The sequence below is a fragment of the Limnohabitans sp. genome, from assembly GCF_044361985.1.
Taxonomy (GTDB): Bacteria; Pseudomonadota; Gammaproteobacteria; order Burkholderiales; family Burkholderiaceae_C; genus Limnohabitans_A.
In genome coordinates, this window is record NZ_JBIKHV010000070.1 from 1 (window position 1) to 12,626 (window position 12,626).

Below are 12,626 nucleotides of genomic sequence, written 5' to 3' on the forward strand. Positions count from 1 at the left end.
CACTTCCAAATAGGCCTGCAAAGTGCGCAGGGACAACTCCATTTCCTCTTTGTTCAACTCCTGTTCACTGGACTGAAGCAACGCCTTGGATTTTTGATAACCAGCACCCAAGGCCTTTCGGTAGAGGGGCTGGCGTACCGACAGCGTCGTATTCTCACTGACAAAATTGGTGGGAGGAAATGACGTGGCACCACTGGTCTTACGGTTGCCATCAAAGCGGCTATAGGACAAAGAAGCGTTAGGCAAAAGCTGCCCGTAAGCCTGCTCCATCTGGGCGCGTCTGACCGCCAAGTCTTGGCGAGCCATCTGCAAGCGCGGATCATTTTGCCTGGCCAGTTCAGCAGCCTGTGCAAAGCTCAGAGCTTGAGCCGCACACCAGCTATGACCAGCCAACCACAACAGGCCCACTCCGGTGCGCACACCGATTCGCACAAAAGGGCTCCAACGTGTCACTGTCACTCCTCTTTCATGGACGCGGCCATGCGTTTGATCAACGGGTGCAGCAGGTACTTCATCAGGCTGCGCTCACCCGTTCGAATGATCACCTCTGCTGGCATTCCAGCCTGCATCTGCCGATTGCCCAGCTGACGCATCCCCTCGGGCGTGACCTCCACCCGGGCCAGGTAATACGTAGGCGTTAGAGAGGGAGGCTGATCCGTCAACAGGTCATTTGAAATTGACTCGACACGGCCACCAATCACCAACTGAGGCGAGTGTGAAAATGACGAAAAACGAATATCCACAGCCTCTTCGGCTCTCACCTTGTCGATCAAATGCGGCTGGATTTTCGCTTCGAGGATCAACCTTTCATCCTGAGGCACGATATCCATGATCTTTTGCCCTGCCAGAATCACACTCCCCACAGACTGAGTCATCAAGCCCACCACCTGGCCCTCATTGGGAGAACGAATTTCAGTGCGCATCAAATCCAACCGAACGGCTGTCAAACGCTTTTGCTCTGCATCGACCGAACGCATGACCTCAGTGAGCTGAGTTTCAACCTCTTTGGCGAACTCCTGTTGGCGTTGCTTCATGCGCTGCTGAATCTCTGCAATTGCGCTCCCCAGTCGTTCAATATTGGCTGCAGCATCCGAACGCGACCCGGTCAAGTCTGCAATCTGCCGCTCCAGGTCCCATCCACGCTGACGCGTCAGGTAACCCTGCTCAATCAATTCGCGCGAACGATTGAGCTCATCCCCAATCAATTGAAGCTGCACACCGCGCTGAGTCCAAAGCTCAGTAGCCCCCTTGCGCTGAGCCTTAAGGCCTTGCACCGATTGCTCAAAAGCCTGCATCTCGGCGCTCAAAGCTGACTGCCGAGATGCAAACAAATCCAACTGGTTGCGCATATGGTTGGCCACCAGCGGATCCGAATCGGCCGCCAGCAAGTCGGGGTGAAATTGCAGCGTTTTTTGCCCCGTTTTTTCAGCGAGCAAGCGGGCTTGAACCGATCGCATAGAGAGGTACTGATGCCGCGATGACTCGTACATGGCCACCGCATTGCTGTCGCTGATACGCATGAGCAGTTCACCTTCTTTGACCAACTGCCCCTCTTTGACAAAAACCTCTTTAAGAACGCCCCCACTGGGATGCTGCACAGCCTTGCGCTTGGTCTCAATGGCCACAGTGGCACTCGAGGGCACACCCTCGTCCAACGGAGCCACCATGGCCCAAAGCACAAAACCGCCTAAGCCAAGCAAAAGCGACCACACGCCCAGACGTATCGTCCCACCAGAATCTCGGTATTTGCGCTTTTTATCGGTCACATCATCAGCTTCTTGGGCTGGCTCATCAAAGTGATTCATGAATTGATTCTCTATTCTGGTCGTTTAAGGATTTGCAGCAGCAGGTGGCGTGGACTTGGGAGCAGCCGAGGCATCGGCAGCGGCACGCTGACGCAGGCTCTCCAGCAACACTTGCGCTGGCATATCACGCACCAAACGACCATGCTCCATGACCAGAACCCGATCACAGGCCTGCAGCATGGAAGGCCGATGACTGATAACAAGAACCGTACAGTTGCGTTTTTGGCGTATTCCCTCAATCGACTTGAGCAGCGCCTTCTCGCCGGCATCGTCAAGGTGCGCATTGGGCTCGTCAAGTACAACCAGCAAAGGGTCGTCATAAAAAGCACGGGCCAAAGCGAGTCGTTGGCGCTGCCCCCCCGAGAGCAACTGCCCCGCTTCGCCGACGGGTGTGTCGTACCCTTTGGGCAACATCAAGATCATGTTGTGCAGTTGCACCAATTGCGCTGCTGCGACAATTTTTTCGGCTGACTGGCTGTCGTAACGTGAGATGTTTTCTGCAATCGTGCCCTCCAACAACTCAATATCCTGGGGCAGATAGCCGATCACACTGCGGTCACACTGGTCAATAGGCACATCACCCAAAAGCACCTGTCCCTCGTGTGGTGGACTCACACCCATGATGATCCTCGCCAGCGAAGACTTGCCAGCGCCCGAATGCCCAACCAGCGCCACCACCTCACCTGCAGCCAGGTTCAGGTCCAAGGGATGGACCAAAGGCTGAGCGCGACCAGGCACCTCCAGCGAAACGCCACGCAAGGTCAAGCCACCTTGCTCAGGCATACGCTGCCCCTCAAAGTCCTGCTGCCCATAAGTCTCAAAAAGAGTATTAAGCCGCTCATGGCTCTCGCGAAACTGAACAAAACCGCGCCAAGAAGACACCAGCAACTGCAAAGGCTGCAGCGTCTTGCCCAGCAACAGATTGGCCGCCACCATCGCACCGGGCGTAATCTCACCCTCAATCACCAGCAAAGCCCCCAGCCCCAAAATCAGTGACTGCTGCGAGAACTGAGAAAATTTGATCACCAACATCTGGCGCTGCGTGCTGGTTTGCGAGCTGAGATGCAAATCCAGGTAAGCCGTGTAACGCTCAAGCCAGCGCTTGGTGAGCGTGGACCTCATGCCCAACGCCTCAATCAATTCTGCCGAACGGAGTTTGGCCAGCAGAAATCGACTCGACACCATATTGGCAGCGCTCACTTCTTGCATCCTGCCCGTGCTGGCTCGGTGAACCCACACAGTCAACAACACCTGTAGCAACGCAAAGGCCAACGCTGCCAAGCCAAGTTGGACATGCAGCATAAAGCTGACCACCAAATACACAGGTACCCAAGGCAGGTCAAAAAACGCGATCGCACCATTACCGGTCAGGAACTGGCGGATCACCACCAAATCGTTGATGCACTCGCTCGGATTGAGCGTGCGCGAACGCAAGTGCGCCAAAAATCCGGAGCGAAAAACACGTGTACTAAGCCGATCATCCAGCTGCAGACTCAGCCTCACCAAAAGCTTAGAACGCAACCACTCGGCCAAGGACAAAAACACATAAAGCAGCACCGCAATGCTGGTCACAGCGATCAGCGTGAACTCATTCTGGCTGATCATCACCCGGTCATAGACCTGCAGCATGTACAGGGTCGGCAGCAGCATGAGGATATTGCTGACTGCGCTGAAAAAACCCACCCAAGCAAACTCACGCTTGAAAGTTCGCAGAATTCGACCAATTGGACGATCGCCCCAGGCCAGCGCCGTCAACAAACTGGCTTTGGTGTCCGTATTCATGTGCTCACCGCCTTGCTGGCCTGCTGTGCAGCCTGCTGCTGACTTTGACGAAGTGCTTGCAGCACCTGGTCGCGTGGGCCGAAAGCCTGTTGAGCACCGTCCTTGAGGATCAGCACATGATCGACCACCGACAACAACCGGGTCTTGTGCGACACGACCACCACAGTCACCCCGCGCTCCCGCAGACGCGTGATGACCTGTGCCAGCTGCACCTCACCCACCTCATCCAGACTGGCGTTGGGCTCATCCATCACCACCAGTCGCGGCTGCCCATAAAGCGCACGCGCAATCGCCAAACGCTGGCGCTCCCCGCCAGAAAGACGCGGGTTTTGCTCGGTAATCTCGAAGTTTTCGCCCCCCTCGATCGATGCCAACCACTGCCCAAGCCCCATCAGCTCAATGACCTCATCAAGCTTTTCGCGATCAGGATCGGCAAATCGGCAAATGTTCTCAGCGATAGTGCCCTCCAGCAACTCAACCTCCTGCGGTACATAACCCACATAAGGCCCCAGCTCGTCTTTATTCCAAGCAAACACATTGGCACCGTCCAAACGCACAGAACCCGCTGCCGGCGCCCAAACCCCCACAAGAGCCTTGCACAAACTGGACTTGCCTGCCGCAGACGGCCCCAGCACCATCAGGGCCTGCCCGGGCTGCAACGCAAACTGAACGCCACGCAACACCATCTGGCGGCTACCCTGGGGCACGAGACTCAGACCCTCGACACTCAACACCCCCTTAGGAGCAGGCAACGGCATCGTCTGAGGCTCGGGCGGCAAAGCAGCCAGCGCCAAGTTCAGGCGCTTATACGCCTCCAAAAAACCCGCCAGCATGCGCCACTGGCTGGTGATCATCACCAGTGGTTGCAAAATGCGCCCCCCCAAAATGGAGGCCACGATCATCATCGCACCGCCACCGGAAAACAGCCCCTGAAGCGTCAGCCAACAGCTGAGCCCCAAAATCAGCGATGCCTGCATGTTCTGGATGAACTTGGACACAGCACTGTTAAAGCCAGCATGCTCCGAGGCTTCTGCCTGCATCACCAAGAAACGGTCCTGCTTTTGCAGCCACTGGTCATGCATGGTTTTTTCCATGCCCAGTGCATGCACAATTTGTGCCCCACGAAAAGCACCCCCAGCAAAAGCCGTGCTCCTTTGCGCTTCCTCACCCGCCTGCTCAAAAGGCTTTTGGATACGCCGCTCACTCATGTAGCTGATGGCAAACTGAATCAACGCACCGATCAAGGCAAAGTGACCCAACAGGGGGTGGATCAGGTAGACCAGGATCAAAAAGATGATGGACATCGGCGCATCAAAAAACGCAGTCGCTGCTGAAGACCCCAAACTCTCTCGCAAAGTGCGCAAATCGGCCAACAACTGGCTGGGGTGAAAAGGCATCCTCAGCAGCTGGGCACGCATGCCCAGCGCCAACAACCTCAAACGCAATCGCTCCTCAATCCGAGTGGCAGCCGCCACCAGCAACTCCAAGCGCACATGCTCAATGATTTCCAACAGCATGTACATCGCCAAAGCCAGCACAGTGAGCATCAACAAAGTGCGCTCGTTCCGACTGTTGAGGACTCGGTCGTACACTTCCATCATGTAGCCCGTGGGCACCAATGAAAGCAAAGTCGTCAATAACGTAAAAAGTAGCACTTTCTTGAACAATGGGTATTGTTCAACCAACGCCTGCTTCAATTCATTTTCTGAGGCCGACGAAGCGGTCGGAGCGCTGAGTTTTTTCATTCAAGCTGTACCCAGCAAATGGGTAGAATTTCTAATCACCAAAAGTACCACATTCAATACTAACATGGCCTCAGAATCACTAAATGTCAAATCTATCGCTTTGCGATATTGGTCTGTTGAAGACCGTCTAACGGTCGTGGTGAGCCTGCAAGACGGCTCCAATCGAAAACTTTGGTTGACACGTCAACTGACACGTTCACTGATCGACGCGGTGGGAAACTTGCTCGACAAAAGCTACCAGGAAGTCCCTTTGGCAGGTTCCGAGCAAAAAATTGACAAGACTCTGGGTTTGCAGTTCGAGCAGCAAGAAGCCAACGAAATCAAGGCCCAAACACCTTCGCAACCCGCCAACTCTGCCAATGAGAGCCAAGAACCCCGGGACGATGGGCTCTGCACCACCATTGATTTGGCAAAAACAGGCGATTTCAAGTGGCGTTTGGGCTGGAAAGCCGCCCTGGGACCGGCCTACCCGATGCAACTCACCCGCATCGAAATGCACCAGCTGCTCCAGTTGCTGGTGCGCCTGCAGTCACAGCAAAAATGGGACATCCAGATAGCCTACCCCTGGATCAACACCGAGGTATGAGACCAGCAAAACCCACCTCAAGCTGCCTGAGAGAGGGGCTCGGCCATAGCAGTCACGGGCCATTTTTGACGGTAACGCTGCAGACCCTGTCGCCACGACGGCGAGCCAAAACTCCCGCCACTTACATGCGTGACACCGCTGGTGATGGTGCCCAAACGAAGGCCTGCGGCACCCGCACTGCGGCAAAAGTCAAGATCGTAAAAATGAAAATCAAAGCGCTCATCAAAGCGCACCCCAGCGTCCAGCAAAGTACTGCACCGCGCCGCCAGCAAAACCCCATCCAGCAGGGCCACCTGCGCGGGTGCCGGGCCGTAAAGTGAAGGCGTCCCAAAAGCCCGGGGGCCATGACACACCACACCGGAAAGGTGACCGCTGTCCCAGGCCATCTGATCATTTTTAAAGGCCCACGAAGGGGCTTCGGGCAGACAGCGTCGATTTCCTGCCAAGCCCACCACATCGAATTGACTCAATCCATCCAGCAAATGCTGAACAAAGTAAATGTCATCGATCCAAATATCATCGTGCATAAAGACCAGCACCGCGTCCCGAAATGACGGCGTAATGACTCGGTTGTAGATGGTGGGCAAACCCACCTTGTTGTTGGGCGCCAATGCCAGACGCACTTGCGCCCCAAAACGCACACGCGATACAGATTGCCCTGTGGGGGTGACAGCAAACTCCGTCACATCGGCACGGGTGGCACACACAAATATCAGGGACTGTGAAGATTTCAAAGCCAAAGCATCCATTAAACTTCTTAAAACTTTAACACATAACGCGTTTTTGATAATTTTGCGAATTATTCAATGAATTCAACGTCATCTATCGACAACAGACAGCATTTACTTTGGGTGGCACTTTTGGTAGTTTGGGGCCCTTTTTACCGAGCGCTCGTAGACAAAGGATGGATGGTCCTTGGCGGTCTGCCACTGGTTGGGCAATGGGCCCAACTGCAAAGCGTGTCTGAACTTGTCTCAGCCCCTGCCTTTGCCGGAGTAGGCATGGGGCTGACGGTGCTCACTGCGCAAAGACCCCGCGAAGAGCACACCCCTTTGCTGATCAGCGCCTGTTTGTTGGGCACCGCTTTCACAGCGCCACTGCTCATCTCTGCTCTGTGTTGGCCTGATCTTCTTTCGACCTGGCTGCAACTAGATCACGCGACACGACCGGCTCTGGCCTGGGCCGCCATATCGGGTTGGAGCGGTCTGGTCTTTGGGCTTCTCAGTGCTTACTGCCTGGGTCAGCACCGCCTGCGACTGGTGCTGGCTTTGGCCGTGATCAGTGGTCTGCCCTCTTTGTGCGCCCTGATTCTGAATGCGCTGGAGGCCCAGGGCGCAAGCGCGCAGCAGGCTCTGCTCGATGTTTTACAAGTGATGGTTGTGGTCAACGCCCTGGCCATGACCGCCTTGCTTGCAGCCTTTACCCTATGGCTTCGCCGCACCACCAGCGCACTGGATCAACTGAAACAATCGATGCGCCGCGTGGCCATCTACGTGCCCGCGGGCTTGTCCATAGGCCTGCTCACACCCCTGTCTGCCATGGCCATCCGCAGCAGCCTGGCACACCAAATCGACTGGCAAGCCGCAGGCACCGCCACCGCACTGTGGCGCGCTTCGGACTGGATCTTGAGCAGCGCCAGCGCATTCCTTTACTACCACTACCTGCCCAAACTCAGCCAGTGGGCGCAGGCCGGGCAACTGCGCCAACAACTGCCCCAAGTCATGCGCCGCATGGTGCTGCCCTGTGGCGCCTTGCTGCTGGTGCTGTGGTTGTTGCAGACATCGGTGTTGCCCTTGCTGTACGACGAACGGCTACAAGCCAGCCCTGCGGTGACTGCCGCCATGTGGGGCGGAGACCTTTTGCGCATTGTGGCGGCTGTCTTTCTGTATGCCCTGTTTGCGCTGCACGCCAGCAAAACCATTGCTTGGGGTGAGTGGCTCAGCCAGCCCCTGCTGGCCCTGCTGCTGGTCATGGGCGCAGCCCAAAGCCTCATTTACACGGGAGTAGCCCACATGGGCACCTATGCCTTGTATGCCGTGGTCAATGCCTTGGCCGTGGCGTGGCACCTTAGACAATGTCACAGTCGGCCAATTTGACGCGCGTACTAACACATGCTCACGCGATAACCAGCAAGGCTTTGATTTTTGCCCTGACATGGGCCATCACTGAGGCGGAGGCGGCCGCCTTTTTCTTCGCCTTTCGAATCTTCCAATCGAGCGATTTCACTTGATCAGACAAAACTGCACCGGGAACCCCATCAATCTCAAGCACCACCTCAAACGGATGTCCCTTGACTTTGGTGCTCATGGGGCAGCACACCATCAGGCCTGTTTTACCGTTGTAGCTTGCCGGACTGACGACCAACGCAGGGCGGTGGCCAGCTTGCTCATGTCCGGCCTGGGGATCGAACGCCAGCCAAACAACATCTCCGGCATCAGGCACATAGCGAGGCGATGCCATCAAAGCGCCTCTTTGCCCAACGGCTTGCCGAAGCTGACCTCCGCATGGCCATTTTTCGGGGTGATTCCAGCGAGCAAATCATCCAAGTTGTATTCCACATGCTCAGATGGCTCAATCACGATACGTCCACGACTGACGGTGATCGTCACCTTCTGCTCCAGGCTCAAGGCTGCATCCTTCAGCGCCAACGCAGGCAACCTCAGGGCCGGGCTGTTGCCCCATTTTCGAATGACCGCTTCCATGATGACGTCCTTTAAATGTTTATACATTGTAGACACGCTCTTGCCGCGCGTCAACGCATGGGCGCCTTGCCTTAATGTCACCCCGGGCGAAGACCCGGGGTCTATCTGCAATGCATCTTGTGTAGGCGCCACCACCAACAACACAGCAACCCTGCGGTTCATCAACAGGGCCTTGACCCGGGCCGGAAGCCCCTGACAGGTCAAGTGCACAGGCACAGGCGCTTGACCCACACCGTGCACGCAGCAAGTGCCTTCATCGCTTGTCAAATAGATGCCTTGCTGCGTTGAAGCCAAATCAGCCATGCGGCCCAAAGCCTCTTGCCAAGCCGATGCCCCGCCCACAAAGACTTCCACCGGAATGCGGCCATCGCCGTGCACCAAACCACGCAAAAACTCAGGGGTGTATTTTCTGGAAATCTCGCCCCCACCCAGCAAAGGCGCGTGGTTCACTTCGTTGATGATCGCCCCGTTCTGATGCCAGGGCTGGGTGATGTCGCTTGAAATCACATCCACCCCCGCCACACTCAAACCCAACAACTGCACCGCCTGCAATGCGATGGCCAGATTGTCCGGATGCAACTGATGGGTCACCTCTTCGTCCCAACCGCCCCACTGGGTGGACTCGATGTCTCGCAAATGAATGCGCTGCCCAGTTGTGGGCACCAACGCCCAACCCAGCCCCTGCTGCTGCAGGGCATGCAATGTCAAGTCATCCCGCGGGTAAGGCGGCTCGCGCAGCCAAGGGGCGCGTTCGTTTTCGATGGCTTGCGCTTGGTCAACCAGGGCCACCACCGTGTGCACCCCATCGCCGAACACCGAGCGCGGCCAGCGCTTGACCGCGTAGAGCAATTTGCCATGGGCGATCAACAGCCGGTGACAAACGCCCTCGACTTGTTTCTCCACCAAGATCCGGCCCGATTTGCTGCACTGCTGCGCCAAAGCAAAAGCCTTGTGCAACGCAGCCGCATCGCGCACCTGCACGCTGACGCCCTCGCCCCTTTCACGATCCGCAGGCTTGACCACCACGGGCCAGCCCAAACGCTCGGCTGCAGCCAGGGCATCGCCCTGGGTTCTCACCAATTGGTGGACGCCAGCAGGCAAACCCGCACGCCGCAATAACAGCGCCGACACCGCCTTGTCTTGCGCCACCCTCGCTCCTATGGCGGAATCGGCCACCGTAGCGCTGCGATCGACCAACTGCAAATGCTTGCCCCAACCCAACTGGTAAACACCACCGCCCAGATGCATGAAAGGGATCTGCATCTGGTGCGCCACGCGCATGACCTCAAAACTCGATTTGCCACCCGCCACCTTGGACATTAAGGGCGCGATGAAATCTCGCTCGATGGCGGCATAGAGCTGGGCCACAGCACTTTTGGATACCGGCTGCTGAGCCAACTGCGCAAGCCAAGTGGCGGCGCAACTGACGGCCAGGCGGTAAACATCGGGGTGGGTGTTGTCCAAAAGCGGGAGTTCGGCATGGACGATGTACTGGCCTGTGCTTAGGTCATCCGTGTCAACAAGTGACACATCCAGCACTTGGCCTGCATCAAATATGGGCAAGCGGATGGCTTGTTGCAGATACCGAACCACCAACAGGCAGCCAACAGCCAAGCGATACGGCCCAGAACCGACTTCATCTGGCAGCTCATCTTGCGAAGCGCCAAACACCTCAATGAGCCAATCTGAAAGATGTGTGTTCTGCACAACCGATGAACAGCTCAACGCGAAGCGAACTGACAACACTGGCGTTTGAAATTTCATTTCATTCAAATTTATGAATTTATCGAGTTCAGTGATTAAAATAATTAGGATGAAAATTCACCCAGTCATACTTTGCGGAGGCTCTGGGACCCGGCTGTGGCCCTTAAGCCGTAAAAGTTTCCCGAAGCAATTTGTCCCGTTGATTGACGGGCAAAGCCTTTTGGAGCTAACCCTGGGCCGTGTGGCTGCCTGGAACAGCACCATCACGCTGGTCGCATCTGAAGAGCACCGATTCATGGTGCTTGACTCCCTGCTCAAACTGAACCTGCAGGGCCGCATCGTACTGGAACCCGAAGGCCGCAACACCGCCGCTGCCATGGCCCTGGCAGCCATTGCGGCACCCAAGCCTGAGGATTTGCTGCTCTTTTGTCCGGCAGACCACTTCATCCCCGACACCCCTCTGTTTCAAAAAACCATCGAAGCGGGCGCGGCCGCTGCACTGCAAGGCCATTTGGTCACCTATGGCGTCATGCCAACATCTCCCAGCACGGCCTATGGTTACATTGAGCGTGGCCAAGGCCGCGCAGACGGCAGCGCTGAAGTGTTGCGATTCATAGAAAAACCTGATGTTGCCAAAGCGCAGCAGCTCTTGCTGGGTGGCCAGATGCTCTGGAACGCAGGCATTTTCTTAAGCCGCGCCGATGCCCTGATTGCTGCACTGGAACAACACGCTCCGGACATCCTTCAAGCTTGTCGGGAATCTATGGCTCAGGCCACGCAAGAGCCAGAGCATGGCTTCACACGACCAAATGCCAAGGCCTTTCTGCCCTGCCGCTCACAAAGCATTGACTACGCGGTGATGGAACAACACCAACACGTGTGCGTGGTGCCCTTTGCAGGGCAATGGAGCGATGTCGGCAGCTGGAATGCGGTCGCCCAACTCACGCCACCCGATGAGTCTGGCAACCGAACCGTGGGCCAAGGACTGGCGATAGATAGCGAACGCACCTACATTCACGCGCCGCACAGACCTGTGGTGACGCTGGGCACACATGACCTGCTGGTGGTGGACACCCCTGATGCGGTCCTGGTGGCCCACGCCGACATGGCCGAAGACGTGAAACAACTGGTGTCTTTGCTTGAACAACGCCAGATTCAGCAAGCACTTACGCACCGGCGGGTGGCCCGCCCCTGGGGCTGGTACGACAGCCTGGACCAAGGCGAGCGCTTTCAGGTCAAGCGCATCGGCGTGAACCCGGGCGCATCCCTGAGCCTGCAAAAACACCACCACCGCGCAGAGCACTGGGTGGTGGTCAAGGGCACTGCAGAAGTCACCCGCGACGAAGAGGTCATGTTGTTACAAGAAAACCAGTCCACCTATATCCCACTGGGCAGCGTGCACCGTTTGCACAACCCGGGCAAGGTGGAGCTCGAGATCATTGAAATTCAGTCCGGCAGTTACCTGGGAGAGGACGACATCGTCAGGCTGGAAGACCAATATGGTCGCACGCAAGGTCAGTGCGCATGAGCCCAAAGATTTACGTTGCGGGACACCGCGGTATGGTCGGCTCGGCCATTGTCAGAACCCTGTTGCAATCGGGTCATCCAGCAGAGCGCCTGGTTTTGCGCACTCACAACGAGCTGGATCTGTGCAACCAGCAGGCTGTACGTGAGTTCATGGCTGCAGAAAAACCAGATCAAATTTATCTGGCTGCCGCCAAAGTGGGTGGCATACACGCCAACAACACCTACCCCGCCGAATTCATTTACGACAACCTCATGATGGAGGCCAACCTGGTGGATGCGGCCTTTCGCTGTGGCGTCAAAAAGCTGCTCTTTTTGGGGTCCAGCTGCATCTATCCCCAATTGGCGCCGCAGCCTATCCTCGAAAACGCGCTACTGACAGGCCCACTTGAACCCACCAACGAACCTTATGCGATTGCCAAGATTGCTGGCATCAAGCTGTGCGAGAGCTACAACCGTCAATACGGTGCCAGCCATGGCATTGACTACCGCAGTGTGATGCCCACCAACCTATATGGCCCGGGCGACAACTACCACCCAGATAACAGCCACGTGGTGCCGGGCCTGATACGCAGACTGCATGAAGCCAAATCGAACAATGCCCCATCTGTCACGGTCTGGGGAACAGGCTCACCACTGCGCGAATTTTTGTACGTGGATGACATGGCTGCAGCCTCTGTGCATGTGATGAACTTGCCTACAGCTGCCTATGCGCAGCACACCCAAGCCATGATGAGCCACATCAATGTAGGCAGCGGTCAGGAAGTGTCCATCGCAG

At 56.5% G+C, this 12,626-nt stretch carries 11 protein-coding genes; 4 read left to right on the forward strand and 7 right to left on the reverse strand.

Features of this window, described 5'->3' with window-relative positions; translation table 11 throughout:
* The 4 genes from ACIQ3A_RS11165 to ACIQ3A_RS11180 form a co-directional block, all read right to left on the reverse strand.
* Positions 1-432: TolC family protein (locus ACIQ3A_RS11165; protein WP_396431816.1), on the reverse strand; the 432-nt coding region annotated here is incomplete at its 3' end.
* Between the two features lie 23 nt (positions 433-455).
* Positions 456-1,805: an HlyD family type I secretion periplasmic adaptor subunit gene (locus ACIQ3A_RS11170; RefSeq protein ID WP_396431817.1), complete on the reverse strand. Its 1,350-nt coding sequence runs from the start codon at positions 1,803-1,805 to the stop codon at positions 456-458.
* Positions 1,806-1,829: 24 nt separating this feature from the next.
* Positions 1,830-3,587: a type I secretion system permease/ATPase gene (locus ACIQ3A_RS11175; RefSeq protein WP_396431818.1), complete on the reverse strand. Its 1,758-nt coding sequence runs from the start codon at positions 3,585-3,587 to the stop codon at positions 1,830-1,832.
* On the reverse strand, positions 3,584-5,242 hold the full coding sequence (locus ACIQ3A_RS11180; protein ID WP_396431825.1) for a type I secretion system permease/ATPase: 1,659 nt from the start codon (positions 5,240-5,242) through the stop codon (positions 3,584-3,586). Before ACIQ3A_RS11180 ends, ACIQ3A_RS11175 begins: the two co-directional genes overlap by 4 nt.
* On the opposite strand from ACIQ3A_RS11180, the gene ACIQ3A_RS11185 reads away from it, so the two are divergent.
* Complete coding sequence (locus tag ACIQ3A_RS11185; RefSeq protein WP_396431826.1) at positions 5,196-5,918, forward strand: hypothetical protein; 723 nt, start codon at positions 5,196-5,198, stop codon at positions 5,916-5,918. The genes ACIQ3A_RS11180 and ACIQ3A_RS11185 overlap by 47 nt on opposite strands.
* Positions 5,919-5,935: 17 nt before the next feature.
* On the opposite strand, the gene ACIQ3A_RS11190 is transcribed toward ACIQ3A_RS11185, so the two are convergent.
* The gene (locus ACIQ3A_RS11190) at positions 5,936-6,652 is read right to left on the reverse strand and encodes a glycosyltransferase (RefSeq protein ID WP_396431819.1); all 717 of its coding nucleotides are present in this window, start codon (positions 6,650-6,652) and stop codon (positions 5,936-5,938) included.
* Positions 6,653-6,877: 225 nt separating this feature from the next.
* Between ACIQ3A_RS11190 and ACIQ3A_RS11195 the strand changes: the two genes are divergently transcribed.
* Positions 6,878-8,014, forward strand: coding sequence for a hypothetical protein (locus ACIQ3A_RS11195; protein WP_396431820.1), 1,137 nt, complete (start codon positions 6,878-6,880; stop codon positions 8,012-8,014).
* A 19-nt stretch (positions 8,015-8,033) separates the two neighbouring features.
* Here ACIQ3A_RS11195 and mazF read toward each other — a convergent pair whose 3' ends face one another.
* Together mazF and ACIQ3A_RS11205 are read right to left on the reverse strand one after the other, a co-directional pair.
* On the reverse strand, positions 8,034-8,378 hold the full coding sequence (gene mazF, locus ACIQ3A_RS11200; RefSeq protein WP_396431821.1) for an endoribonuclease MazF: 345 nt from the start codon (positions 8,376-8,378) through the stop codon (positions 8,034-8,036).
* Positions 8,378-10,327, reverse strand: coding sequence for a hypothetical protein (locus tag ACIQ3A_RS11205; protein WP_396431822.1), 1,950 nt, complete (start codon positions 10,325-10,327; stop codon positions 8,378-8,380). Before ACIQ3A_RS11205 ends, mazF begins: the two co-directional genes overlap by 1 nt.
* A gap of 106 nt (positions 10,328-10,433) precedes the next feature.
* Here ACIQ3A_RS11205 and ACIQ3A_RS11210 point away from each other — a divergent pair, with 106 nt between their 5' ends.
* Complete coding sequence (locus tag ACIQ3A_RS11210; protein WP_396431823.1) at positions 10,434-11,852, forward strand: mannose-1-phosphate guanylyltransferase/mannose-6-phosphate isomerase; 1,419 nt, start codon at positions 10,434-10,436, stop codon at positions 11,850-11,852.
* The coding region (locus tag ACIQ3A_RS11215) for a GDP-L-fucose synthase family protein (RefSeq protein WP_396431824.1) at positions 11,849-12,626 on the forward strand (778 nt) is incomplete at its 3' end. The genes ACIQ3A_RS11210 and ACIQ3A_RS11215, both read left to right, overlap by 4 nt.